At 67.6% G+C, this 24492-nt stretch carries 23 protein-coding genes and 1 tRNA gene; 14 read left to right on the forward strand and 10 right to left on the reverse strand.

Annotated elements, in window-relative coordinates:
- Positions 1-591: 591 nt before the first annotated feature.
- Positions 592-1797: a L,D-transpeptidase gene (locus GC106_RS16575; RefSeq protein WP_173130947.1), complete on the reverse strand. Its 1206-nt coding sequence runs from the start codon at positions 1795-1797 to the stop codon at positions 592-594.
- Between the two features lie 186 nt (positions 1798-1983).
- On the opposite strand from GC106_RS16575, the gene GC106_RS16580 reads away from it, so the two are divergent.
- The 5 genes from GC106_RS16580 (at position 1984) to GC106_RS16600 (ending at position 6021) form a co-directional block, all read left to right on the forward strand.
- A tRNA-Lys gene (locus GC106_RS16580) sits at positions 1984-2056 on the forward strand.
- An 85-nt stretch (positions 2057-2141) separates the two neighbouring features.
- A complete protein-coding gene (locus tag GC106_RS16585) occupies positions 2142-2969 on the forward strand; it encodes an NmrA family NAD(P)-binding protein (RefSeq protein ID WP_173130950.1) in 828 nt (275 codons plus the stop codon).
- A gap of 300 nt (positions 2970-3269) precedes the next feature.
- Positions 3270-3446, forward strand: coding sequence for a DUF397 domain-containing protein (locus GC106_RS47805; protein ID WP_173130953.1), 177 nt, complete (start codon positions 3270-3272; stop codon positions 3444-3446).
- A 235-nt stretch (positions 3447-3681) separates the two neighbouring features.
- The gene (locus GC106_RS16595) at positions 3682-4578 is read left to right on the forward strand and encodes a helix-turn-helix domain-containing protein (RefSeq protein WP_281368515.1); all 897 of its coding nucleotides are present in this window, start codon (positions 3682-3684) and stop codon (positions 4576-4578) included.
- 243 nt (positions 4579-4821) lie between these two features.
- On the forward strand, positions 4822-6021 hold the full coding sequence (locus GC106_RS16600) for a CDP-glycerol glycerophosphotransferase family protein (protein WP_173130959.1): 1200 nt from the start codon (positions 4822-4824) through the stop codon (positions 6019-6021).
- Positions 6022-6023: 2 nt separating this feature from the next.
- Here GC106_RS16600 and GC106_RS16605 read toward each other — a convergent pair whose 3' ends face one another.
- Together GC106_RS16605 and GC106_RS16610 are read right to left on the reverse strand one after the other, a co-directional pair.
- Entirely contained in the window at positions 6024-8627 is a 2604-nt protein-coding gene (locus GC106_RS16605) for an ATP-binding protein (RefSeq protein WP_173130962.1), read from the reverse strand.
- A 69-nt stretch (positions 8628-8696) separates the two neighbouring features.
- A complete protein-coding gene (locus GC106_RS16610; RefSeq protein WP_173130965.1) occupies positions 8697-8924 on the reverse strand; it encodes a hypothetical protein in 228 nt (75 codons plus the stop codon).
- Between GC106_RS16610 and GC106_RS16615 the strand changes: the two genes are divergently transcribed.
- Both GC106_RS16615 and GC106_RS16620 read left to right on the forward strand, forming a co-directional pair.
- A complete protein-coding gene (locus GC106_RS16615) occupies positions 8899-9666 on the forward strand; it encodes a hypothetical protein (RefSeq protein WP_173130967.1) in 768 nt (255 codons plus the stop codon). The genes GC106_RS16610 and GC106_RS16615 overlap by 26 nt on opposite strands.
- A gap of 39 nt (positions 9667-9705) precedes the next feature.
- Entirely contained in the window at positions 9706-11046 is a 1341-nt protein-coding gene (locus tag GC106_RS16620) for an MFS transporter (RefSeq protein ID WP_173130970.1), read from the forward strand.
- Here GC106_RS16620 and GC106_RS16625 read toward each other — a convergent pair.
- Both GC106_RS16625 and GC106_RS16630 read right to left on the reverse strand, forming a co-directional pair.
- Entirely contained in the window at positions 11012-11551 is a 540-nt protein-coding gene (locus tag GC106_RS16625; RefSeq protein ID WP_246365947.1) for an AAA family ATPase, read from the reverse strand. The two genes, GC106_RS16620 and GC106_RS16625, sit on opposite strands and share 35 nt — an antisense overlap.
- A gap of 226 nt (positions 11552-11777) precedes the next feature.
- Entirely contained in the window at positions 11778-12476 is a 699-nt protein-coding gene (locus GC106_RS16630) for a tyrosine-protein phosphatase (protein ID WP_173130975.1), read from the reverse strand.
- An 80-nt stretch (positions 12477-12556) separates the two neighbouring features.
- On the opposite strand from GC106_RS16630, the gene GC106_RS16635 reads away from it, so the two are divergent.
- Together GC106_RS16635 and cobF are read left to right on the forward strand one after the other, a co-directional pair.
- Positions 12557-13339, forward strand: a complete 783-nt coding sequence (locus GC106_RS16635; protein WP_173130979.1) for an SDR family NAD(P)-dependent oxidoreductase — start codon at positions 12557-12559, stop codon at positions 13337-13339.
- Positions 13340-13431: 92 nt separating this feature from the next.
- Complete coding sequence (cobF, locus tag GC106_RS16640; RefSeq protein ID WP_173130982.1) at positions 13432-14211, forward strand: precorrin-6A synthase (deacetylating); 780 nt, start codon at positions 13432-13434, stop codon at positions 14209-14211.
- An 8-nt stretch (positions 14212-14219) separates the two neighbouring features.
- On the opposite strand, the gene GC106_RS16645 is transcribed toward cobF, so the two are convergent.
- Entirely contained in the window at positions 14220-15272 is a 1053-nt protein-coding gene (locus tag GC106_RS16645; protein ID WP_173130985.1) for a chitinase, read from the reverse strand.
- Between the two features lie 255 nt (positions 15273-15527).
- On the opposite strand from GC106_RS16645, the gene GC106_RS16650 reads away from it, so the two are divergent.
- Positions 15528-16376 carry a DUF4429 domain-containing protein gene (locus GC106_RS16650; RefSeq protein ID WP_173130988.1) on the forward strand — a complete coding sequence of 283 codons (849 nt, stop codon included), beginning with the start codon at positions 15528-15530 and terminating at the stop codon, positions 16374-16376.
- Between the two features lie 130 nt (positions 16377-16506).
- On the opposite strand, the gene GC106_RS16655 is transcribed toward GC106_RS16650, so the two are convergent.
- The 4 genes from GC106_RS16655 to GC106_RS16670 form a co-directional block, all read right to left on the reverse strand.
- Positions 16507-17364, reverse strand: coding sequence for an ABC-2 membrane transporter-related protein (locus GC106_RS16655; RefSeq protein WP_173130991.1), 858 nt, complete (start codon positions 17362-17364; stop codon positions 16507-16509).
- Positions 17361-18170, reverse strand: coding sequence for an ABC transporter ATP-binding protein (locus tag GC106_RS16660; RefSeq protein WP_173130994.1), 810 nt, complete (start codon positions 18168-18170; stop codon positions 17361-17363). Before GC106_RS16660 ends, GC106_RS16655 begins: the two co-directional genes overlap by 4 nt.
- On the reverse strand, positions 18167-18553 hold the full coding sequence (locus tag GC106_RS16665; protein ID WP_173130997.1) for a GntR family transcriptional regulator: 387 nt from the start codon (positions 18551-18553) through the stop codon (positions 18167-18169). Before GC106_RS16665 ends, GC106_RS16660 begins: the two co-directional genes overlap by 4 nt.
- A gap of 130 nt (positions 18554-18683) precedes the next feature.
- Positions 18684-21044, reverse strand: coding sequence for a PEP/pyruvate-binding domain-containing protein (locus GC106_RS16670; RefSeq protein WP_312872689.1), 2361 nt, complete (start codon positions 21042-21044; stop codon positions 18684-18686).
- A 266-nt stretch (positions 21045-21310) separates the two neighbouring features.
- Between GC106_RS16670 and GC106_RS16675 the strand changes: the two genes are divergently transcribed.
- The 4 genes from GC106_RS16675 to GC106_RS16690 all read left to right on the forward strand — a co-directional run bounded on the left by GC106_RS16675 (position 21311) and on the right by GC106_RS16690 (position 24484).
- Entirely contained in the window at positions 21311-21673 is a 363-nt protein-coding gene (locus GC106_RS16675; RefSeq protein ID WP_173131003.1) for a hypothetical protein, read from the forward strand.
- A gap of 74 nt (positions 21674-21747) precedes the next feature.
- Positions 21748-22761 (forward strand): ABC transporter substrate-binding protein, encoded by a 1014-nt coding sequence (locus GC106_RS16680; protein ID WP_312872690.1) that lies wholly within the window; start codon positions 21748-21750, stop codon positions 22759-22761.
- Positions 22758-23696 carry an ABC transporter permease gene (locus GC106_RS47810; RefSeq protein WP_173131006.1) on the forward strand — a complete coding sequence of 313 codons (939 nt, stop codon included), beginning with the start codon at positions 22758-22760 and terminating at the stop codon, positions 23694-23696. The genes GC106_RS16680 and GC106_RS47810 overlap by 4 nt, the downstream gene beginning before the upstream one ends.
- Complete coding sequence (locus tag GC106_RS16690) at positions 23693-24484, forward strand: ABC transporter ATP-binding protein (protein ID WP_173131009.1); 792 nt, start codon at positions 23693-23695, stop codon at positions 24482-24484. Before GC106_RS47810 ends, GC106_RS16690 begins: the two co-directional genes overlap by 4 nt.
- The last annotated feature ends 8 nt before the right edge of the window (positions 24485-24492 follow it).

A 24492-nucleotide genomic window follows, 5' to 3' on the forward strand; every position in this document is an offset into this window, starting at 1 on the left:
AGCTGAACCAGCTGCGCGGCTTTGCCGCGAGGCGCCTCCGGCGCCTTTTCTTTTGGGCGAGTTGGGGCTGGGGTTGGTACGCCTGAAGCACGTGCCGGGGGTGGTGGGCAAGAGTGGAAGGTGGGGGAGGCCGCGGGGGCGGTGATCCGGCTACGCGGACCGGCCCCGGGCGGTAGTCATACGGATCGCCGCCGTGAGGTGCGCGGTAGCGCGTGGGTGGTCTTCGTGCTCCCTTCCTCCCGTCTGGCCTGGACGCAGTCCAACCATGGGGGTCAAGGGGTCGGCCCACGCGAAAAGACCAGGCTGGAAGCCAAACCGATCCCCTTGACGGCCATGGTTGCCTTTGGCAGGCCGGACGGGAGGAAGGGAGTGCGGCCCCCTCTCCTCTTGGTGGCCTGCCCGTCCGGCGAGGACACCTTCTTGAGAGCCCAACCCTCAACGCCAGCCGAAGACACCAACCCCCGGCGCAACGCAAGCCGAAGACACCAACCCCGGCGCAACGAAGGGCAAAGAAATCCCAGCCCGGCGCCGCCAAGCGCAAGGACAAAGAAAGGCCCCGGACAGAAAGCCCGGGGCCTCGAAGACAAGAAGCTACTTCTTGCCGCCCTTCTTGTACTCGTCCCAGGACAACTGCCAGTCGGACAGCCCGTCCCAGGCCTGCAACGGCTTGCCGCCGGAGTTGCGGACCTCGAAGATGTCGCCCTTGTTGCCGATCTCCTGCATCCACCGGGCGTTCTCGGTCGACATGTTGATGCAGCCGTGGCTGACGTTGCTGTTGCCCTGCTGCTTGAGCGACCACGGCGCCGAGTGGTAGAAGATGCCGCTGTTCGATAACCGGCTCGCCACCTCCACCTTCGTGCGGTAGCCGCCCGGCGAGTCGGCCGGGACGCCGTACGTGCCCGAGTCCATGGTGTAGTTCTGCTGCTCGGACATCACGGTGTAGATGCCGTTCGGCGTCTCGTGCTTGGGCTTGCCCAGCGAGATCGGGATGGTCTTCACGACCTGGTCGTTCACCGACACCGTCATCTGCTTCGTGGCGCCGTCGGCGACCGCGACGACCTTGTTGCCGATGGTGATCGCGGCCTTGCGGTCCTCCTTGCCGAACACACCGGGGCCGAGTGCCTTGCCGTAGATCGCGGCGTTCACCGTGATCTTCGTCCCGGACTTCCAGTACTCCTTGGGACGCCAGTGCACCTCGTTGTCCCGGAACCAGTGGAACGCGCCCTCGGTCGCCGGTTCGGCGGTGATCCTCAGCGCCTTCTCCGCCGCGGCCTTGTCCGCCACGTTGCCGGAGAAGTAGAACGCCAGCGGCTGCCCGACCCCGACCGTCTGGCCGTCCTGCGGGATCATCGAGAGGCCGATCTGCTTGCCGGGCTTGACCGTCGTGAACGACGAGGTGATGGTCGACGGCTTGCCGTCGGTGCCCGTTCCCGCCGCGTTGACGGTGTACGACTTGCTGTAGCCGAGCGGCTCGGACGACTCCCACTTCAGGCCGTCCGGGCTCAGTGTGCCGCTGACCGCCTTACCGTCCTGATTGGTCACGGAGACCTGGGTGAGCTTGCCGTCGGCGGCGGTGACCGTGATCGGGTCGCCCGGCGCGACGCCGGCCGCCTTGTCCGCGGGCGTGACGCTCATCGCGATCGGTTTCGGCTGCGGCGCGGGCGAAGCGCTGGACGTCTGGCCCGCGGGCGCCGGCGCGCCGTCGGTCGGCTGCGGCGAAGGGGAATCGCCTGAGGAGCAGCCGGCGACCGACAGGACAGCTAAGGCTGTGGCGATCGCCACAATAGATCGTCGCATCAAGACACCTCTACCGTCAGCCCGTCGACACTTCGGATACCCGGACCTGAATCCCCCGACCCCAGCTTGGCCCGAACGCACCAATTCTGCCCGCCAGCTGGGGGTGTCGATCAACCGGGGGTCCGATTTCGGGCCACCGGCAGGCCCATGCTAAGGTTTTCCTCGTTCGCAAGGGAGACCTCGCGAGCGCCGCTAGCTCAACTGGCAGAGCAGCTGGCTCTTAACCAGCGGGTTCGGGGTTCGAGTCCCTGGCGGCGCACTCCAAGGCCCAGGTCAGATCGTTGACCTGGGCCTTTGTGCACGATAGAACTTCTCCTCCGGGGTCCTTCATCTGGGGAGATGCGATGTTCCTTGTCACCGGCGCGACCGGCAACGTCGGCACGGAGTTGGTCAGAGCCTTGGTCGAGTCGGGCGCGCCCGTACGGGCCTTGGTGCGCAAGCCGGACGCGGTGGTACCGGAAGGCGCGGTGCCGGTTGTCGGCGACCTGAACGACCCGGCCAGCATGGGCACCGCTCTGCGGGACGTGGAAGGCATGTTCCTGATGCCCGGCTACGCCGACATGCCGGGCTTGCTCAGCCGGGCACGCGAGGCCGGCGTGCAGCGGATCGTGTTGTTGTCCGGTGGATCCGCCGCGTTGGAGGACATGGACAACGCCGTCTCGCGCTACCTGGCGTTGTCCGAACGGGACGTCCGCCGGTCCAGTGTCCCGTGGACATTCCTGCGGCCGAGGGCGTTCATGTCCAACGCTCTGCGCTGGCTGCCGCAGTTGCGCACGGGCGACACGATCCGGCTGCGGTTCCCTCACGTCCGGGCCGCGTGCATCGATCCGTTCGACATCGCCGCCGTGGCCGCCGTCGCCATGGTGCAGCCGGGGCACGAAGGTCAGATCTACGAGTTGACCGGTCCGGAGGCGTTGCTGCCCTCGGCACAGGTCGCCGTGCTCGCCTCGGTGCTCGGCCGGGATCTGCGCGCCGTGGAACTCTCGGACGAGGAGACCCGGGCCGAACTGGAAGCCGAGATGCCCGCGGAGTACGTCGAGGCCTTCGTCAACTTCTACGTCGACGGGACACTCGACGAATCCACCGTCCACCCCACCGTCCCGCGGATCACCGGCAGGCCCGCGCGGACCTTCGAGCACTGGGCCCAGGCCCACGCCGGCGACTTCCGCTGAGCCGGAATCCGTTGGCCACGATTTGGCCAGCTCCTGACCAGTCCACAGTGGAGCGTGCGGATCGCTTACCGGAAAGCCTTGCCCGTTAAGTGCTCTGCCCCTCTTCGGCGGTACTGCGAATCACGAACGGTGCATACGCTGAGGACCGGACCGGGGCGGGAGTTGCGCGCGCTCTTGCGCCGCACTGTGGGCTCGCCGTGCGCTCATCCGGCCCGTCCATGCCACAGGCGCCGACCGGGCGCTGGTGCCGAAGCATGGGAGGGCACAGTGGGACACGACAGGCGACCGACCGTCGTTGAGGTGGACTCCAAGGGCCACGTCTGGGTGAAAAGCTCGGCGAGCGGCGGCGACAACACAAACTGCGTTGAAGTCGCTCACGACGACACGTCAATCCTGGTCCGGGACTCGAAGGATCACGGCGGCCGTCGGCTGCGCCTGCGTTTTGCCACGTGGCAAACGCTTTTGCGGCAGATCTGAGCTCAAGCAGACCAAGCCTCGCGTCGCTATCGTGCCGCGGGGCAACACAAACATGCCGACCATCCGGTCGCAGGTGGCGTGACGCCTCATAACTTCGCGCTTGGTATCTGGTTACAACCTCCCAATCTGCCATGTGGCATTACGGTAGCATGCGGAGTAATGTGTGTCACATTGACAGTCGGCGTCAAGCCAGCCGTCGATTCGCCACCTCGACCCCGAGGAAGTGAGGATATTCATGGCCCAGGGGGACAACCCTGTAGTCCAACAGCGTCGTTTGCGTGCTGAGCTGCGGCGAATCAGGGATGACGCGCGGATGACCCAGAAGGAGGTGGCCGATGCCCTGGAATGGTCCACGTCCAAGATCATTCGCATTGAGACGGGCGGCGTCGGCATCTCCAAGACGGACCTCATCGCCCTGCTTCGCCATTACGGGGTCGAGGAACAGCGCGTCGACGAACTCGTGGAGGTCGCCAGGATCAGCAGGCAGTCGGCGTGGTGGGACCAGTACCGGGACCGGTTCACGCCCGAGTTCATCAGGTTCATCGGTTACGAACAGTCGGCCAAGCTGATCAGGACGTTCGCCGCGTTGACGATCCCCGGTGTGCTCCAGACCCGCGCCTATGCGACAGCGATCCTCGAGTCGTTCAACACCCCGGTGGACCGGATCAGCCTGAACGTCGATGTCCGGCTCAAGCGGCAGGAGTTGCTTGACCAGGCCGACCCGCCCGAACTGTTCTTCATCCTCGACGAAGCCGTCGTCCGCCGATGGGTCGGCGGCCCCGAAGTGATGCGGGAGCAACTGCTCAAGCTCAAGGAGCTCAACAACCACCCGCACGTGAGCATCCAGATCGCACGGTTCGACATCGGCGCGTACCTGGGGATGAAGGGTTCTTTCGGCGTCCTGGAGTTCCCGCAGGACCAGGACTACGTGGTGCTGGTGGAACACGCGCACGGCGACGAACTGATCCAGAACAACCCCGAGCGGGCCAGTGGCTTCGTCGCGACGTTCTTCGATCTCGAGGCGCTGGCTTCACCGAAGTCGGAGACCGATTCGATCCTCGACGAAATCCTCGCGACGATCCCGGGTGGCAAGCCCGCGAAGAAGGGAGCCGCCGCGACGACAGGATCCTGACACCAGTGCGGACGACCTCTGCGTCACCAGAGGCCGCCCGCGGCACTTCACAACCATCCGCGTCAGATTAGGTAAACATTGGAAGGTTGCCCGACATGTCTAGCGCATCGGGCTGCCCGTGCGCAGCCCTTCCTCATGAACTTCACCTGATGGTTGCGCCTTGCCGGCTGGATCCGAGGCCGGTTCACGTCCAAGTGCGGGTCAGCGCGTACCGAACGGCCAGCGGACCTCCGGTGTCCGGCCATGATTGAGGACTCCGAGCAACGACTCCCCGGTTGGGGGACGTTCCGTAGCGAAAAGACCGTCTGCGCGGTCGCCCACAATGCCGCATCGGCACACCGCTTGGTCGACTACATCGAGTTGATGGAGGGCGATCGCCGGATCTGTATCGAATGGACAGTCGTTCCCGACCGTCTCGGCAGCGGTGTGACCAGGATGCTCGACCGCCTTGGCATCGAGCCGATTCCTTGGCCGGAGGCCAAGAAGCGCTCGTACGACCTCGCTGTCTGCACCAGCCTGCACGAGGTCGAGTTCCTCGACGCCAAGAACAGGTTCGCCGCACCGCACGGCTGCGGCTACAACAAGCGGTATCCGGCCTGGTTCTGGCGAACCAACGACGACCCGCCGGTCTACGGGCTCGACCGGCAGTCGTTGCTCGACAGGGACGGCAAACCCGTGTTCGCCGCCTTGGTCCTGTCCCACATCGATCAGTTCACCGTGCTGGCCGGCCAGTGTCCCGAAGCCGCGCACGCCGCACTCGTCGGCGGCGACATCGCCTTCGACCGGTTACTGGCCAGCCTGCCGCTGCGGGAGCGTTACCGTCACGACTTCCGGGTCGGGCGAAACCAGAAACTGGTCGCCGTCTCCAGTACTTGGGGTCCGGAATCCCTGCTGTCGCGATTCCCGGCGCTGCCCGAACGGCTGACGCACGAGCTGCCAGCCGACCACCGGGTGGTCATGACCATGCACCCGGCGGTATGGGCCGAACACGGTATCCGGTCCGTCCGCTCGTACCTGCGTGACGCCGTTGAGGCGGGCATGACACTGCTCGGCCCGGCAGTGGATTGGCGTGCCGTGCTCGCCGCCGCGGATGTGCTCGTCAGCGACCACACATCCCTCACCCCGTACGCGGCGGGAGCGGGAATTCCCGTACTGCTCAGCCATTTCGCCAGGGACGAGATGTCCGACCGCTCCCCGATCAACGACCTCGCACGGCACAGCCCGAGGCTGGACGCCGCCAAGCCGCTGCTCGGGCAACTGGCCGAGGCCTACGCCGTCCGGGAGACCCAGCAGCGAATCGCACTGGGACAGATCTCGTCGGTACGCGGGCAGTCCGCGAGAGTCGTCCGCAAAGCCCTGTACCGGCTTCTCAAACTGTCCGAACCGGACACAGCGCCACGCGTCGATGCCGTGCCGTTCGGCGCGTTGCCGGAAGGGTGGTGAGATCAGGACGGCCCGAGCGAGGCCAGCTGGGCGCGGACCCGGTCCACGCCGGGATTGCCGAGGCCGGCCAGCAGCGCCTCGGTGCGCTGGTAGAACTCGCGCGCCGCGGCACGGTCGCCGGTCTTCTCGAACAGTTCGCCGAGTGCCCACAGCGCGTCGGCCTCGCCCAAGGGCGACCGGACTTCACGCATCCGGGCAAGGGTTTCGTCGAGGTGCTCCTTGGCCGCGCTCCAGTCGCCGAGCCCGGTTTCCGCGCGTCCCAGCGCAAGCAGGGCACGGGCGTGGTTGTACGGGTCGGCGACCGGCAGCGTGCCCAGTTCGGCACGGGCCTCCCGGAGCGGGGCCACGGCTTCGCTGAACCGGCCGGATTCGATCAGCGCGCGGCCGATGCTGATCAGGGCGAGGCCCGCGCTTCGTTGTTCACCGGCTTCCCGGTAGCCGACCAGGGCCCTGGTGAAGTGGTCGATGGCCAGTTCCGCTCTGCCCTGGTCGAGGTAGGCGAACCCGAACCGTTCGGTCGAACTGGCGATTCGTTGCCGCTCGCCCAGTTCACGCCAGATATCGGCTGCCCTGGCCATGTGCTCCAGGGCTTCCTCGTTGCGGCCCAGTGCGTGGAACAGCAGGCCCAGCCGGTCCTCGGCCTCGGCTTCCGCCGCACGGTCCGGCCCGCCCCGCGTCGCCTCGACCGCCAGCAGGTCGAACCGCATCCAGTCGTGATAGTGCGTACGGTACAAGTGCAAGCCCCACATGGCGTCGGCGAGCTGCCACGCCATGGCCGGCATGCCTTGGTCGTACGCCGCGCGGGCCGCGGCGAACAGGTTGAGGCGTTCGCGGTCCAGCCACTCCAGGGCTTCCGTGTGGCCCGCGAACGTGACCTGGTCGACGGGGACGTGTTCGACGTCCCGCCGCAGGCCTCTGCGGTGCGGTGTCACGAAGCGCCCGGCCTCGGTCGCGACGCTCAGATACCAGTCCATCATCCGGCGAGTGCCGATCGAGCGGTCCCTTTCGGACTCCTCGTCCTGGGCCGCGGACAGCGCGTGCAACCGGATCAGGTCGTGGAACCGGCAACGGTCCGGTTCGACCTCCTCGATCAGGCTGGCCGTCAGCAACTCGTCGATCAGGCGGTCGGCTTCGGCACGGGACGTCGCCAGGACCGCGGCCGCGACCCCGGTGCCGAAGTCCGGCCCGGGATGCAGCCCGAGCAACCGGTACAACCGGGCCGCGGAGGGGGAAAGCGCCTGATAGGACACGTCGAACACCGCCTTCACCGACAGGTCGTCGTCAAGACTCAGCCGGGCGAGCCTGCGCCGTTCGTCGACCAGGTCCGCCACCACCTTCTCTACCGTCCATTGAGGACGTGTGGCCAGCCGGGCCGCCGCGACGCACAGCGCGATCGGCAACCCGCCGCACAACACCACCAGCTCACGCGCGGGGCCGGGTTCGGCCTTGATCCGGCCGACGCCGACCGCGCGGGTCAACAACTCCACCCCGGCCCAGACACCCAGCCTGTCCAGCGTGACGAACCGCGCTCCCTGCGAGATCAGACCACCGAGCCGGGAGCGGCTCGTCACGAGCGTCACGGCGGACGGCGAAGCGGGCAGCAGAGCACGGACCTGCTCCGCGGACGCGACGTTGTCCAGCAGCACCAGCAGCCTGCGGCCCGCGGTGAGCGACCGGAACATGGTGGCCTGTTCGTCGGGATCGACCGGGACCCGTTGCGGGGCGACTCCCAGCGCCCGCAGGAATCGGCCGAGCACCTCGGCCAGCGCGACGGGCCTGCCCGGCCCGCCCAGGTCGGCGTAGAACTGGCCGCCGTCGTACCTGGTCCGCACGCGGTGGGCCCAGTGCAGGGCGAAGGCGGTCTTGCCGACACCTGGCGGCCCGACCAGCACCACGAGCCTGCCGTCGCGTCCCGCGTGGTCCAGGGCACGCAGTTCGCGTTCACGGTTGACGAAGGTCGGGACGTCGGGGCGCAACTGGCTGGGTGAGTCCTGGCGGTCCTGCCGGCGTTCGATCACCGGCGGGGTGCTGGTCGCGGGCAGATGGATCCACGCGTGCAGGCTTGTCCGCTTCACCTTGATGGACACCGGGTGATACGCGGCGGGATCGATGTTCCTGAACCGGTGACGGACAATGCCGTCGTAGACGCCGTCGGACACGATCGCGGCCAGCGGAACCGGCGAGTGGCGGAGCGCGACCTTCAACTCCTCCGCGTCGAGCAACCGGCAGACGACCACGACGTCAGTGCCGGAAAGACCGTGCTCGTCGGTCGTGATCTCGCCCGCGTGCACCGCGAGCCGCAGCCGGATTCGCTCAGCCAGCCGCGTGTCCCGGTTGTAGTCGACCAGCGACGCGCACAACGCACTGAGCAGTGGGTCGAGCAACAGCACCTTGGAGATCTCGGGCGGGACGACCACGATGGCACCGTCACCACGGTCCTCGTGCAGGCACGCGTCCCACGGGATGCCCGCCGACGCGAACGACTCCTGCACCAGCCGGTACACCGCGGACCTGATGGCCGCTTGGGCGCTGTCGTCGCGGTACGGATCGCTGAAACCCTCGACATCGAAAGCGATCACGGACTGGTGGGTCGGATACCGGTGCATCTGATGGCGTCACCCTACGGTCGAAGGGCCAGCCCTCTAGGAATACCACCGGACGCGGCGGCGGACGTGTCACCGTGACACATACCGGTCGGTGGCGATCCGGCCCGTGAACGTCGTGCAGTGGTCGTCCGCGGTCTTCGCCATCGGCCGGCCGTTGCTCGACGACGTGCCGGTCAGGGCCAGCTTGTGCCGTTCGCGCAGACGTCTGAGCGTGTTCTCCCGCCGTGAGCTACGGTCATGCCCTGCGAAGATCGACCTGGGGGCATGACCGGTGGACACGAACGAGGCCAAGCGCATCGAGGCGACGAACTACGAGCGCTACCAGATGGCGACCGGCTACGGCTGGCAGTTCTGGGCGGACGTGCCGAGCCTGCTGGAGCGGTGGCAGGTGCTGCCGTTCAACCAGCGCGGGGACAAGCGGATGGCGTTCGGCGTCGTGCAGGGCAACTACCAGGGCATGCCGTTCACCGTCTTCGACTTCCACCGGCGCCCGACCGTCACCAGCGTGCACACCCGGTGGACGAACAAGAAGGTCAACGAGCTGGACACGATCACCATCGACAGCGTCTGGGTGATCACGTTGCCTGCCGCGATGCCGCCCTTCCAGATCGTGTCGAGCGTCGATTCGGCGTTCGACACCGAGCAGTACCCGGAGCCGCCGACACCGGACCGCAAGTTCAACCGCTGGTACAAGCTGATCAACACCGACCCGCACGCGGCCATGCAGGTCCTCACCCCACCGGTGATGAGCACGATGCGGCAGCTCAAACTGCACAACTGGTCATTGGCCGGCAACGAGCTGATCTACGTCGACCACCCGATCTTCAGCCGGACCAAGCCCGACGACATCGTCGAGACGCTGGGCAGACTGGCCTCGCTGGTGTCGGTGTTGCCCGTGCACCAGCCCGCTCCCCCGCCGGTGCCGGCCCACCACCCACCGGCCCACCACCCGTCAGCCCAGTACCAGCAGCCTTATCCACCGCGGCAGTACCAGCAACAGCCGCCGCCTTACGGCTATCCACCCCACCGCGGCTACTGACCGGATAAACTCGGTCACAGCCGATCACGGGGGGTGACTGTGGCCGAGCGCGTCACCTCGTGGTGGCGGATCGCTTTCATCTGCGCGGTGCTGCTGCTCGAAGGGATGAGCTCGTCCAGCATCAACGTGCAGATCGGTGCACTCGAGTCCCATTTCCGGCTGTCCCCGGCGTTGCTGCAACTCGTCGTCGGGGCGTTCCTGATCGCGTACGCCGGGCTGTTGCCGCTGGCCGGGAGATGGGTCGACACGCGGGGCGGCCGCACGGTCTTCCTGCTGGGTGTGGCGCTGTTCGGGCTCGGATGCGTACTCTGCGCCGCCGCGATGTCCGGATTGTGGCTGGTCGTCGGCAGGTTCGCACAGGGCGCGGGTGCCGCGTTGAGCGCGCCGGCGGCGGTGGCGTTGATCATCGCGGGCCTGCCGCCGGGACGGACGCGTAACCAGGCAATGGGCTTGTACGCCGCGATGGGCGCGGTCGGATTCTCGCTCGGCCTCGTGCTGCCCGCGTTCGTGGTCACCGAACTGGGATGGCGCGCCAGTTTCCTCGTGTACCTGCCGGTGGTCGCGGCCATGCTCGTGGTCGGCCAGACGATCGAGCGGTCTCCCGCCTCCGGCGGACGGGTCGATCCGTTCGCCGCGATCGCGGTCACCGTCGCGATGATGCTGGCGGTGCACGCCATCGGCGACGTCGGCCAGGCGCCGTGGTGGGGCACGACGGCGCAGCTGGCCGTCGCGGTCGCGCTGGGTCTGGGCGGACGGCGCCTGTTTCCGGCGGAGGTCACGAGATCCGCCGGCGTGCTGAGCGGCTCCTTCGCGCTGGCCGGGGTCTTCTCGGCCCTGACCACGTCGATGTACCTGGCCAGCCTTGCCTTGCAGGCCGACCACAGCGCGTTCGAGGCCGGCCTCGCGCTCGTGCCGCAGAGCGTCAGCAACGCGATCGCCACGATGTTCGGCGCACGCCTGGTGACCAGGTTCGGCGCGCGGAAAGTGCTGACCGCGGGCATGTCGATGATCGTGGCGGCATTGGGCTACCTGGGCACGGCAGGCATGGGATTGCCTTACGCCGCAGGGCTTCTGCCCGCGTTCATCGTCATCGGCGTCAGCATCGCGCTGTGCTACCCGGCGTCGACGATCATGGCGGTGGACGCGGTCGAACCCGTACACCACGGCACGGCGGCCGGGATGCTGACGACCTTCCAGAACGTCGGCGGCGCGGCCGGACTGGCCGTCGCCACGGCCGCCGCGGTCGTGCCGCTGCCCGGCAACGGCGTGCCGCCGGAGCCAGGTCAGCTGCTGTGCATGGCGATGATGCTGTTCTTCGCCGCGATCGTCGTGCTGATCTGGCGGTTCAGTCGACGGCGGCTTCTGTCCACACGCGACTGAGAATCTCGGTCACCGTCTGCTCGGGCGTCTGGTCGGACGTGTCCAGCCACAACCCGATCCTCGGGGTGTCCTCCCGCAGGCCCCTGTCCAGCGACTCGATCGTCCACCGGTCGTACGTGTCCGCCTTGGACCTGCCGGTTTCCCTGGCGAGAACAGCCTCCGGCCGCGGCGCGAGCACGACGACGAACAAGGGCCGCTGCTTGATCATCCGGACCATCTCGCCGAGCGGTTCGCCGAGGATGACGTCCTGAGCCACCACCGTGAACCCTTCCCGGAAGTACTCTTCGCACGTCATCGCGGTCAGCCTGTACCGCAACCGGAGTTGCCGCCACGCCTCGTCCGGCGGATCGGGCGTCATGTCCGCACGACCGTTGACGATCATGCGCCGGAACGAGTCACCCCGCACGTGCACGGACCGGTCAAGCCGCTCGGCCAGCAACTGCGCGATGGTCGACTTGCCCGCCGCCTGGATTCCCGTCAGCAGAATGATCGCCTGGTGGGTCATACGAGACATCATGCCCACCAACGCAAGACAATTCGCCCTAGGTCGTGTTTCGAATGTCCCGGTCGATGAGAGTCTGCCCCGGCCGGAGGCCGGAATCGGCTCGGTGGGGCGGTTCCTGGCGTCGCCGCGGGATCGCCGCGAATACTGGTTGTCTTTGGGCGGTCCCGCGGTGGCGTCAGGGGCCGCATCCGGCCCGGCTATCGCGATCGGGCACTTGAAACACGGCCTAGTCGGCTCCTACCAGACGATCGCGCAGCACGAGCAGGTCGTCCGGGCTCACGTACCGCGTGAAGTCCAGCGATCGCACGGTTTCCAGCACGAGCGCACGCGTGGTCGTGCCACGCTGGGCCACCATCGCCTTGGTGAGGGGCTCGTAGTCCTCGATGCCGAGGGTCTGCGCCATCACCGACAGCCTGGGGAAACTGGCCTCGTAGTCGTCGGCGATCACCTCGCCGGGCACGCCCGCCAACGCCAGCAACAGCAGCGCCACCAACCCGGTACGGTCCCTCCCCGCCGCGCAGTTGATCAGCACACCCCCAGGCCGGGCATGGGTGACGGCCCGCAACACGGCCCATGGCAGATGCGGGCATCTTTCCAAGTACGGCTGGAAATACAACGCGGTGCCGTGCAGGCCGTTGCCCCATTCCGTCCAGAACTCCACGTCGTCGACCGGATCCATCGGCACATTGACCACGTCGATGTCGTCCAGGTCCGGCATCTTGTCGCGCTCGGCGGGATTCCGCAGGTCCACGATGGTTCGGATGCCGTACGCACGCAAGGCCGCCCACCCCTGCTCGGTCAGTTTGTCCGGCGCGTCGGCGCGTACGACGGCCTTCATCCGGGTGCGATTCCCGTCGGTCGTGGCCAGCCCGCCCAGGTCACGGACGTTGAAACAGCCGGGCCACGCCAGGTTTCTCCCCTCCATGCCCGGTACAGACGTCGCACTGCGTGATCAGGTTGCCTGCCGGATGATGGTCCACGGGACCCTCACAAGGAGACTTCGGCATGCGATTGGATCTTTCCGGCAGGACGGCGCTGGTCACCGGCTCGACCCAGGGCATCGGCACGGCCATCGCGGCGGGACTGGCCTCGGCCGGGGCGCGGGTGGCGATCAACGGCCGGAGCGCGCCGGGCGTGCGGGCCGCGATCGACGGGCTCGAGGGCGACGGCTTCGTGGCCGCGCCGGGGGACGTCTCGACCGACGAAGGCGCCCGGCAGGTGCTCGCCGCCGTGCCCGATGTGGACATCCTGGTCAACAACCTGGGGATCTTCGGCGCCCAGCAGCCGCTGGAGATCACCGACGACGAATGGCGCCGCTACTTCGAGGTGAACGTGCTGGCCGCGGTCCGGCTGACCAGGGCGTACCTGCCCGGCATGATGACGCGCGGCTGGGGCCGGATCCAGTACATCGCCAGCGACTCGGCCATCGTCACCCCGGCCGAGATGATCCACTACGGCGTGTCCAAAACGGCTTTGCTCGGTGTGTCACGGGGTTTCGCCAAGAGCGCCGCGGGCAGCGGGGTGACGGTGAACTCGGTGATCGCCGGGCCGACGCACACCGGCGGGGTCGAGGACTTCGTGTACCAACTTGTCGACAAGAGCCTGCCGTGGGACGAGGCGCAGCGGGAGTTCATGCGCCTGCACCGGCCGCAGTCGTTGCTGCAGCGGCTGATCGAGCCGGCGGAGATCGCGAACATGGTGGTGTACCTGAGCTCCCCGCTCGCCTCGGCGACCACCGGCGGCGCGGTGCGAGTGGACGGTGGCTACGTGGACGCCATCCTGCCGTAGTAACCCCAGGTCACCCCTCGTGAGTGTTTATCAGGGTTAGAACACTCACAAACACTCACGAGGGGTGAGCTGGGATAAGGGAGACTGGGGCCATGCGCAGGATCCTGGTAATCGGCATCGGGGCGGGCGACCCGGAGCACATCACCATGCAGGCGGTCACCGCGCTGCGTGCCGTCGACGTGTTCTTCGTCCTGGACAAGGGCGAGGTCAAGCAGGAACTGGTCGACCTGCGGCAGGAGATCCTGCGGCGTTACGCCCCCGACTCCGGCTACCGGGTGGTCTACGGCCGTGATCCGGACCGTGACCGGACGACCGACGCGTACGTTCAGGCCGTGGACGACTGGCGCAAGCGCCGCGCGGACGTCTGCCAGGAGATGATCAGCACCGAGCTGGCCGACGGCCAGACCGGCGCGTTCCTGGTCTGGGGCGATCCGACGCTGTACGACAGCACGCTGGCGATTCTCGACGACATCGCCGCGCGCGGGTTCGAACTCGGCATCGAGGTGATTCCCGGCATCAGCAGCGTGTCCGCGCTCGTCGCCCGGCACAGGGTGCCGCTCAACCAGGTGGGCAGGCCGGTGCAGATCACCACCGGGCGCAGGCTTTCCGAACAGTGGCCGGACGACGTGGACGACGTCGTGGTGATGCTCGACGCGCGGACCGCCTTCACCGAGCACGTTTCCCAGGACGCGGAGATCTACTGGGGTGCGTACATCGGCACCCCGGACGAGATCCTGATCAGCGGCAAACTGTCCGAGGTGGCCGGTGAGATCGTCTCGGCGCGCGCCGAGGCCCGGGAACGCAAAGGCTGGATCATGGACACGTACCTGCTGCGGCGGGGCGCCCCGCCGGCGTCCGGCGAGGCGCCCTGAGCGCGGTTCTACCGGCCCTGCAGCGACTTGACGTTGTTGCCGAACGTCCAGCCCTTCGACCCGTCCCAGTTGATGGACCAGGTCATCAGACCCTTCAGGGCGCCGTTGTACCCGCTCCAGGCCTGCGAGACGAGATTTGTCGACATGTAGCCACCGCCCGCGCCCGGTTGCGCGGGCAGGCCCGGCGCCTGCTTGTCGTACGGCACGCGGATCGTGGTGCCCTGGATGACCAGGCCGCGGTTGAGGCAGTCGGTCTGCGCGCGGAACCCTTGCACGGTCCCGGCTTGATAGGAGTCGCCGGAGCAGCCGTACATGCTTCCGTTGTAGTACTGCATGTTCAGCCACCACAGCCGCCCGTTGTCCGCGTACTTCTTGACGATCGGCAGGTACGCGCCCCAAATCGAGCCGTAGACCACGCTGCCGCCGGTGACGTACGCGGTCTCCGGCGCCATCGTCAGGCCGAAGTCGGACGGCATCTGCGCCAGCACGCCGTCGATGATCCGGATCAGGTTGGCCTGCGACGGCGACAGCGAGGTTATGTTGCCGCTGCCCACAAGCCCGGTCTCGATGTCGATGTCGATCCCGTCGAAGTTGTACCTCTTCAGGATCGGCACGATCGTGGCGACGAACCTGTCCGCCACGGCCGAAGAGCTGAGGTCGATGCCGGCCGTCGCACCCCCGATGGACATCAGGATCGTCGCGCCCGCGGCCTTGGCCGCGCACATCTCCGCTGGCGTCGCGACCTTCACCGTGGCGTCCATGCCGTCTTCCCACAACACCGTCCCGTCGGACCGGATCACCGGGAACGCCGCGTTGATGACGTTGTACCCGGCGTTCCTGATCCGCGCGTCGGTGATGGGAATCCAGCCCAGCGGCGGGTGCACGCCGTTGGCGGCGCCGTCCCAGTTCTCCCAGTACCCTTGGAGCACCTTTCCGGCGGGCTTGGACTTCACCGCGCACACGTCGGCCTGGACCTGGACCGGTTGCGCGGTTGCGGGCACGGGCGCGGCCAGCAGCAGTACGCCGAGGCCGATACCGAGCAAACGTGACCGTCGAGCCATCACGGCTCCCTTCTGGGGCACAGCCTGGCAACCGGCGTCAGCCGCCGGTCCGCGCCGCCAGAGCAGTCGACTGCAGGGTGCCTGTGACGCTAATGGCCTAGACCACTGGTCACAACCCCGCTTTCGACTGAACACGCACGGTGATGGCTCCCGACCGTTCGCCGCTGGTCACGGCAGGACCGACGAACCGCACCGGCGAAGCCGGCAGGCCAACCCACACCCGCACCCGGTGACCAGTCATGGCAGGGTTTTGGCATGGACGAGGTACTGGGGCGGGACGGGACGTGGGCGTTCGACCTGGAAACGCTGCGGATCGTGCCGAGCCACGGCCGGGGCGTGCACAAACTGCGGCAGGCGATCGGGGAAGTGTCCGTTCCGTTGGCGGCGATCGCCGGTGTTTCGTACGAGCCCGGCAAGAAGGGCGGCCGGTTGCGGCTGCGGGTACGGGAAGGCGCGGACCCGCTGATGCAGGCCACCGGCGGGAGGCTGGGGGACAACGCCGACCCGTACCAGCTCGCGGTCGACGCGAACCAGGCCGCGACGAGCCAGTACTTCGCCGAGTCGGTGCGGACCGCGTTGATGGTCAACCAGGTGCCTTCGACTCCGGTCACGAGTTACCTGTTGCCTGGGCCTGGCGTGCCGATCGCGGCGACGGCCGGGGACGGGACCGCGACGTTCGACGGCGAGCACATCCGGCTCGACTGGAACTGGATGGCGAAGGAGAGCAAGTCGGCCGCCGGACCTGTCCAGTTGACACTGTCCGATGTGGCCTCCGTCGAGTGGCATCCGCAGAGCGGTTTCGGCTACGGCTGCCTGCGGTTCCGCACCAAGGGCGTGTCGGGCCTGCCCGCGCCCGAACACGACCGGAACTGCCTGGCGTGGGGCGTTCAGCGGGAAGGCGGGCACACGGCGCTTCTCGCGGCGGCCGTGACTTACCGTCTTCCCCATCCGTTGGCCGCTCCGGCCCAGGTCGAGGGCAAGGGTCCGGACGACGATCCGGACGCCATGCTCCGGCGGTTACGGGAACTCGGTGAACTGCACCGGTCCGGCATTCTCACCGATGCCGAGTTCGCCGCCGCCAAACAGAAGCTTCTCGGGCTGTGAACGCCGTCAGTCCAGCGGCGGGAACCAGCTTACTGCCGGTGATCTTGACTGCCAGCTCAACAACGCCGTGACCATGTAAGCGAAGCGCGTTTGCTCATCCAGCCCCCGCTGTTCCCGGAGTATGCCGGGGTCAGATCCGGCGCAGACGGCCGACCCACCAGAACGCGAAACCGAGCAAACCTGCCGCCACAAGCAGGAACAACCCTGTCTCGATCAGCTGGAACGTCCCCAACCGGTCCGCCGTCTGGAACTCGGCGAAATGCCCGCGCACCCCGTTGACGAACTCCACGCCGCTGTCCACCCTGCGCCCGTCTGCCGGTACTTGCGGGATGTACGGTTCAGGCGAGTCCGCACGCCAGGTACGGATCGGCGGCAAGTAGTGCTCCCGCAGGACGACCGCGGCGAACATCCGCGTACCGACGAAGCCGACGAGCGTCAGACCCATTGCCAGCAAGGTGTTTCTGGTCAGCACGCTGAAGGCCAACCCCAGCGCGAAGCCGAACACCGTGTGCCCCAGCATGACCGGAACGCTCGCGTCGAACGACTCGGCGTCGAACGGATCGATCGGGTAACGCGCACCGAGGACGTGCTCAAGCGTGCCGAGCAGATCGATCGTCAGCAGGCTGAGCAGGACCGACAGCAGGACCGCGAGCCCGGCGAGGAACAGGACGTGCCCGGCCAGCCAGCGCCTCGGCCGGACATCCTGGCTCCAGGCCAGGACATGCGTGCGGTTCTCGTACTCGCGGCTGACCAGCGGTGCGCCGACGAAGACGGCGACCAGCGCGCCGAAACCCGTGGGGAAGTAGAGCACCTCCCACGTCAGGTCTCCGTATGCCAGCCACGGGCGGGCTCCCACGAGATCCGGCGGTGTCGCGGCGACCATGTGGTTCAGTACCACAATGACGACCGACGCCAGCGCCGCGATCGCGGTGATCGCCGCGACCGCGAACCGCCGCTGGCGCAACGTCAGCAGTCCCAACGAGATCATGCCGCACCTCCGCCGGTCAGGTGGGCCAGCACCAGATCCTCCACAGTGACCGGCTCGGTGACCCACGGTTCGCCTGGGCGATCGCCGCCCCTGACCAGGAACGCCGACTGTTGCTCGTGGTGGCTGGCGTGCACGACCTCACCGGCCGGCGGCGTTCGCGCGGGTGGCCCGACATACCTCGAATGACTGGACATGAGCTCGTCCAGGTCACCGGACAGCACGAGTTTCCCGCCCCGCAGCAACACCAACGAGTCGGCGACGCCGGAGATCTCAGCGACCACGTGGGTGGACATCAGCAACGCCATCCCGGTGTCGGCCGCTTCGGTGAGCAGTTCCCTCATCACGTCCCGCCGGACAACCGGGTCCAGGCTGGCCAGCGGTTCGTCGAGCAACAGCACATCAGGCCGGGAGCCCAGTGCCACGGCGAGCGCGACCTGGGTCTGCTGGCCGGTGGAAAGCCTGCGGCACCGGCGGTCCAGTGGCACGTCGAACCGCCGGGCCCAGCTTTCCGCACGCTGCTGGTGCCAGACGTCGTTGAGCCGCCTGGCGATCTGGAACATCCCTCCGGCGTCCAGATGCCCGTACAGCGGCTTGTCCTGCGCGACGAAGGAAATCCGGCCGCGGGCTTCAACGGTCCCCTCGTCCGGTCGTAAGACCCCCGCGAGCATCGTCAGCAGGGTCGTCTTGCCCGCGCCGTTCGCGCCGACGAGCGCAGTCACCCTGCCCCGCTCGAGCTCGAACGAACAGTCGCGTAACGCCCAGGAATCGCCATACCGTTTGCCCAGGCCCTGCACGCGCAGAGTCATTTCTCCCTTTCCGCGAGGACGATCCGCAGCAGCGCTCGCACGTCCTCGTCTTCAAGCCCGGCCGCGTGCGCCTGCTTCACCCAGCCGGCAAGCCGTTCACGCAACTCCGCCATGATGTGCGGGTCGGCGGACCCCAGCGACGCCTTGACGAAGGTCCCCGAACCCTGCCGCGCCTCCACCAACCCGGAAAGCTCCAGCTCGCGGTACGCCTTGAGCACGGTGTTGGCATTGACACCGCTGGCACGCACCACTTCCCGCACGGTCGGCAACCGGTCCCCAGGCTTGAGCCAGCCCAGCCGCAACGCCTCCCGCACTTGCCGGACAAGCTGCAGGTATGCGGGCACCCCAGCGCCACGGTCAATCCGGAACTCGACTACCGACACCCGGCAAGTGTTCTACTTGACTAAGACACTAGTCAAGTAGAACATCGGCTCGGAACGTGGTCGAGACGAAAAGCCCTGATCAGGGACCCTGTCTCCGGAGCTCACGGTTGCCCGGGGCGGGAGCACCCGGTCAGTCGATCACTGTGACGGTGCCCTTGCCGCCGTCGACCCGGACACGGTCGCCTGTGGACAGCACCGCGGTAGCGTTGCCGCAGCCCACCACGGCGGGAATGCCGAGTTCGCGGGCCACGATGGCGGCATGCGACAGAGGCGCCCCGATGTCGGTGACCACGGCGGCGGCCCGAGGGAACAGCGGGGTCCAGCCGATGTTGGTCACCGTGGTCACCAGGATCTCGCCGTCCCGCAGCAGCTCCCCTTCCTCCACTGTGGACACGACACGGGCCACGCCCTCGACCACACCGGGCACCCCCGGAAAGCCGGTGATCGCCGAGGACTCGGCCGGCTCGGCGGACCAGTTCTCCGGATCGAAGCGGCCACGGATCAAGGTCGGGTACGGCGGAAGCGCCGAATAGTGCTCGTAAGCCGCCTTCCGGGCGGGAATCGACGACAAGGGCGCCTTGGCGCCGTCCAGGACCTCGATGATCTCCGGGAAGCGCAGGAAGAACAGGTCCTCGCCGACCAGCTCGCCGGCTCGCAGCACGAACGCACGGAACACCCAGAAGGAACGCGCGAACTCCGACCGGGCACGTTCCCGTTTACGCGCCGAAGCCGCCGCGCGGGACAGTCGACGGGCGAGGCGGGGAGCCGAGCGGGGATGTGCGGCCCGCAACCGTTCCCAAGCCGCGGCACGGGCGGAAGCCTGACGAGTGAGCAGTTCTTCCGGTGACGACGTCATCCCGTCGAGCAAGCGTTTGATCCACGCCGGGTCCTCCCCCGGTTTGGGCACCGAGATCTCGAACTCGTCATGCCCGCGATGTCCCCAGGCCTCGGTGTACTGCTCCGCGGTGATCTCGCCGCGCTTGAGCCGTGCCAAGCCGATCACCGGGCCCAGGCTGACCAGTTCATCCGCCGGCGTGTGCAGGCCGGACAACAGCAGCGCCGCGTCCGAGGGCCCGGCCCGCTCGGCGAGCCGGACGCCGAGGCGAGCGGCTCCGGCCTGACGGGCACCCGCGTCGAACGTCCGGCACGCCGTCAACAGGTCCGCCACGTCGGACCGCCACAACCTGGCCAGCTCCGAAGTGGACGATGCCGCGGCGATCCTGGCACGCAGTGCCGAACACCGTGCCGGGTTCGCGGCCACAAGCGAGTCCAGGTTCCTGCGGTAGGCGCGGAAGTCCCGGGCGACCCGGACAGCCGCGGACACCGTGGCACGCAGGACGGCCAACCGGGACATCGGCAACGGCGGGATCACCACATCGTCAGGAATCCGGCCGAACACCTGCCCGGCCATCCGCCGTGCCGCGCCGCCGAGTCCCAGCGCGGTCATCACGGCCATCGCCGTACTGACGTTCAGGTAGAACCGGCCGCCGATGTTGCCGGACGTCGGGTGCCCGCCGATCGACGGCACCGCCAGCGACCGCGCCAGCCACCACGTCGCCGGGGTCATCACGCTCGGCACGGCTTCGCGCAGGTTCGCACAGGTCCACAGATAGTCCCCGATCAGCGAGTCGTTCCACACCTCACGGGCGGGCAGGGTCGTGATCGGCCGGGCCTGGAGGATCACGAACCGTCCGTTGTGGAGCGCCCACTCGATGTCCATCGGCGTGCCGTAGAGCTCCTCGATCCGCCTGCCCAACGCCGCGAGTTCCCGGACCCGCGCCGCGGAGAGCACTGCCTGGGAGCGCTTCCCGGCCGGAACCGGTGCCGTCGCGGTGCCGCCGGGAACCAGCACGGTCATCACGGCCTTGTCGGCGATTTCGGTACGCAGCACGTCTCCAGTCAGGACATACGTGTCCGGTGTGACGTCACCGCTGACGACGGCTTCGCCGAGTCCCCACGCCGCGTTGACCATGATCGTGTCCCGCACACCGGTGGTCGGGTCGGCGGTGAACATCACCCCCGCGGCCGAAGCCGGCACTATTTCCTGCACCACGACAGCCATCGCGATATCCGGCGACGACAAGCCTTTACTAGCCCGGTAGTGAACCGCTCGGTCAGTCCACAGTGACGCCCAACAACGGTGGATCGCGTCGAGTACTGATTCGATTCCGCTGATGTTGAGGAACGTGTCATGTTGACCGGCGAACGAAAGATCCGGCAGATCTTCCGCTGTGGCCGAGGAACGCACAGCGACCGAACCGGACAGTCCGGCATAGGCCGAACGGATCAGAGTTACGACATCCGAAGGAATAGTATGACCTTTAGCTGATACGAAATCGCGATACGCGCTGGTGGTCACGAAAAAAGCCTGCGGCACAGGCAATCCCGCTTGCGCCAGACGGGCCAACGAGGCTCCTTTGCCGCCCACGGAGGCCAGGTCGGCAGCCGGATGATGCAGTGACAGGATCAGCGGATGGGTCATGCCCCACATAGTCCCAGGTGGGACATCCCGGCAACCGGAACCGTCCGAATGTCTTTCCGTACGTTAAATCGGTGCAAATTCCCTCAGCCACGACATCAACGCCGGACGGATGAGTGATCAGGTACTTGCGGTGGTCGCTAAGCTGTCCGCCGGGAGGCGAAGGGACTCGGACTCTGCGCACGGTTCGCCAGGTATTCACGAGGGAAGCGACCGGGTTTCGGCGAAGAGTCCACTGCGTTCGCCGGCGAGGCAAGCGGTGTGGAGGGTAAACCAGCATGACCGGGTCTGGTGACGCTCCGTTGCGCGACAACTACGGGCTGACAGCTCGGGGTGCCGTGGAGCGTGAGGCACGGTTACCGGCGACCGCACGGGTCCGTGCGGCGGCACACGGTCCTGCCTTCGGCCTGCCGGATACGGATTCCCTCACGGACAACCGGATTCCGACGTTCTCCCGCGCGACACCGCCGCGCTCCGCGGCCATCGGCACGTTCCTCAAAGCACCGTACGGTGAGGACGTTCGAACCCGGCGCGACCACGACGTGATCGTGTCCGCCTCGGGCCCATCGCTCATTTTCCCTGTGCCGCCGAACGATCCCGGGTGGATCGGCGTCGGCGGCCGCACGTCCCGGCACGACTGACGCAGCGCTTGACAACCGAATACCGGCCCCGTCCCCGATTCGCCGACTCCCTACCCCGTCCCCAGGAGTTCGTTGTGCGATCCCGTCCCCTGACCCGTCTGCTGACCGCGGTCCTCTGCGCCGTCGGAATGCTCGGTGTGGCAGGCCTGTCCGGCTGCACCGGCTCGACCGCTTCGCCGGCGTCCGGAAAGATCACCCTCGGTTTCTCGGCCTGGCCCGGCTGGAACGTGTGGCAGGTCGCGCAGGAGCAAGGCCTGTTCGCCCAGAACGGCGTCGAGGTCGAGCTGAAGTGGTTCGACAGCTACACCGACAGCCTCAACGCGCTGGCCACCGGCGCGATCGACGCGAACAGCCAGACCCTCAACGACACGCTGATGTCGGTCAGCGGTGGCGCCAGGCAGACCGTGGTGCTGGTCAACGACAACTCCACCGGCAACGACAAGATCATCTCGCGGGACGGCATCGCCGGTGTCGCCGATCTGAAGGGCAAGAAGGTCGCGGTCGAGCAGGGCACCGTGGACCACTACCTGCTGCTGCTCGCGCTGGCCGAGGCGAAGCTGTCCGAAAAGGACATCGAGCTCGTCCCGCTGGTGACCGACGCGGCGGCCGCCGCGTTCGTCGCGGGCAGGGTCGACGCGGTCGGCGCGTTCGCCCCGTTCACCACCAAGGCACTCGAACGGCCGGGCAGCCGGGCGATCGCCACGTCCGCCGAGTTCCCCGGCGCCATCCCGGACCACCTCGTGGTCAAGTCCGACCTGGTCAAGGACAACCCGCAGGTCGTGCAGGGCGTGGTGAACACCTGGTTCGCGACGCTGGCGTGGATCAAGGACAACCGTGACGCGGCGGTCGGAATCATGGCCAAGCGCAACGGTGTCAGCGTCGAGGACTACAAGTCCTACGACTCGGGCACGACGATCTTCACCCGCCAGCAGAACATCGACGCGTTCACCCCGGGCACGACCCCGCAGCACCTGAACCACCAGGCCCGCCTGGCGTCGGACTTCCTGATGAGCACCGGCCTGGCGAAGAACACCCCCAACCTCGACGGCCTGTTCAACGACGCGTTCGTCAAGGCGGTGCCGGAGTGAAACCCGCCGGGGTGAAACCGGGGCCCGGCGAGGAGCAGGCCGCCGGCCGGTTCCTCGAAGCCGAACGCGCGAGCCGGGGTCCGGGCTCCGCGTCGGCGCGGCAGGATCGCAAGGACTGGACCGCGCTTCCGCGACGCGGCGCGGCCAAGCCGCCGTCGTCGTTGCTGAGCATCCGCAAACCGATCTCCCGCAAGGCTCAGCTGACGCTGACCGTCCTTTCGTTCGTGATCCCGTTGCTGGCCTGGGTCGTGCTGAGCGCGACCCAGGTGGTCTCCCCCACGTTCCTGCCCGGCCCGGTGGCCACGCTGCAGGCGGGCTGGGAGATGGCCCAGAGCGGCCAGCTGTTCACCGACCTGTGGGACACGCTGCGGCGCATCGTGTACGGGTTCGGTCTCGCCGTGCTCGTCTCGGTGCCGGTCGGCATCGCGATGGGCACGTTCATGGCGGGCCGGGCGTTGTTCGAACCGTTCCTGAGCATGGTGCGGTACCTGCCGGCGAGCGCGTTCATCCCGCTGATGATGATCTGGCTGGGCATCGACGAGGAGTCCAAGATCGGGGTGCTGTTCCTCGGGACTGTCTTCTTCAACACGTTCATGACCGCCGATGTGGTCCGGTCCGTTCCGGCCCAGCTGATCAACGTGTCGTACACGCTCGGCGCCCGGCGTGACGAAGTGCTGCGCAAGGTCATCATGCCGCACTCGTTGCCCGGCATCATCGACGCGATCAGGGTGAACATCGCGGCCGCGTGGAACCTGGTCGTCGTCGCCGAGGTGGTCGTCTCCACGACCGGCCTGGGCCGCAGGATCATGCAGTCGCAACGGTTCCTGGAGACCGACCAGATCTTCGCGATCCTGATCGTGATCGGGATCTGCGGTGTGGTCATCGACATGCTGCTGCGCTTGCTGCGCAACCGGATCGGGCGGTGGGCGACATGACCGGCACGGCTCTGCTGGACATCCAGGACGTCGGCAAGCGGTTCCAGGCACGCGGCCGGGACGTGCTCGCACTGGACGGCATCAGCCTGCGAGTGGCGCGCGGTGACTTCCTGTGCGTCTGCGGTGCCAGTGGATCGGGCAAGTCCACGCTGCTGTCGTTGGTGGCCGGCCTGGACACCCCGACCGCGGGCAGGATCACTGTGGACGGAGTCCCGGTGACCGGCCCCGGCCCGGATCGCGGCCTGGTGCCGCAGGCGGACAGCCTCTACCCGTGGCGGACGGTGGAACGCAATGTCGCTTTCGGACTGGAGTTGCTGCCGGTCGGCCCGGCCGAGCGGGCCAGGCGGGTCGACTGGTACCTCGCCGAGACCGGGCTGTCGGAACTGCGGAACTCGTTGCCACGACAGCTTTCCGGCGGTCAGCAGCAACGCGTGGCGATCGCGCGGGCGCTGGCCTGTGAACCGGAGGTGCTGTTGCTCGACGAACCGTTCGGTGCGCTGGACGTGCAGACCAAAGAGGACATGCAGGTGCTGATCCGTCAGGTCTGGCAGGATACCGGGACGACCGTGCTGATGGTCACGCACGACGTCGAGGAGGCGGTTTTCCTCGGTCAGCGGGTGGTCGTGCTGGAGTCGGGGCCGGGCAGGGTGGCCGCGGACATCGCCGTCGACCTTCCCGCCGAGCGGGACCTGGCGATCAAACGCACCCCCGGGTTCCTGTCCCTGCGGGCGAGGATCGAGGATCTCGTTCGCGCCCAGCACCACACGGCCGGCCAGGCGACCGGCTGAGCCGAGGA

The organism is Kibdelosporangium persicum, from assembly GCF_013280595.1.
Taxonomy (GTDB): Bacteria; Actinomycetota; Actinomycetes; order Mycobacteriales; family Pseudonocardiaceae; genus Kibdelosporangium; species Kibdelosporangium persicum.

Bases quoted from the DNA above. Each gene is read 5' to 3' on its own strand.
- GC106_RS16575 (WP_173130947.1), bottom strand. From the start codon at position 1,797: ATGCGACGATCTATTGTGGCGATCGCCACAGCCTTAGCTGTCCTGTCG.
- GC106_RS16585 (WP_173130950.1), top strand. From the start codon at position 2,142: ATGTTCCTTGTCACCGGCGCGACCGGCAACGTCGGCACGGAGTTGGTC.
- GC106_RS16595 (WP_281368515.1), top strand. From the start codon at position 3,682: ATGGCCCAGGGGGACAACCCTGTAGTCCAACAGCGTCGTTTGCGTGCT.
- GC106_RS16600 (WP_173130959.1), top strand. From the start codon at position 4,822: ATGATTGAGGACTCCGAGCAACGACTCCCCGGTTGGGGGACGTTCCGT.
- GC106_RS16605 (WP_173130962.1), bottom strand. From the start codon at position 8,627: ATGCACCGGTATCCGACCCACCAGTCCGTGATCGCTTTCGATGTCGAG.
- GC106_RS16610 (WP_173130965.1), bottom strand. From the start codon at position 8,924: ATGCGCTTGGCCTCGTTCGTGTCCACCGGTCATGCCCCCAGGTCGATC.
- GC106_RS16625 (WP_246365947.1), bottom strand. From the start codon at position 11,551: ATGACCCACCAGGCGATCATTCTGCTGACGGGAATCCAGGCGGCGGGC.
- GC106_RS16630 (WP_173130975.1), bottom strand. From the start codon at position 12,476: ATGGAGGGGAGAAACCTGGCGTGGCCCGGCTGTTTCAACGTCCGTGAC.
- GC106_RS16635 (WP_173130979.1), top strand. From the start codon at position 12,557: ATGCGATTGGATCTTTCCGGCAGGACGGCGCTGGTCACCGGCTCGACC.
- cobF (WP_173130982.1), top strand. From the start codon at position 13,432: ATGCGCAGGATCCTGGTAATCGGCATCGGGGCGGGCGACCCGGAGCAC.
- GC106_RS16645 (WP_173130985.1), bottom strand. From the start codon at position 15,272: ATGGCTCGACGGTCACGTTTGCTCGGTATCGGCCTCGGCGTACTGCTG.
- GC106_RS16650 (WP_173130988.1), top strand. From the start codon at position 15,528: ATGGACGAGGTACTGGGGCGGGACGGGACGTGGGCGTTCGACCTGGAA.
- GC106_RS16655 (WP_173130991.1), bottom strand. From the start codon at position 17,364: ATGATCTCGTTGGGACTGCTGACGTTGCGCCAGCGGCGGTTCGCGGTC.
- GC106_RS16660 (WP_173130994.1), bottom strand. From the start codon at position 18,170: ATGACTCTGCGCGTGCAGGGCCTGGGCAAACGGTATGGCGATTCCTGG.
- GC106_RS16670 (WP_312872689.1), bottom strand. From the start codon at position 21,044: ATGTGGGGCATGACCCATCCGCTGATCCTGTCACTGCATCATCCGGCT.
- GC106_RS16675 (WP_173131003.1), top strand. From the start codon at position 21,311: ATGACCGGGTCTGGTGACGCTCCGTTGCGCGACAACTACGGGCTGACA.
- GC106_RS16690 (WP_173131009.1), top strand. From the start codon at position 23,693: ATGACCGGCACGGCTCTGCTGGACATCCAGGACGTCGGCAAGCGGTTC.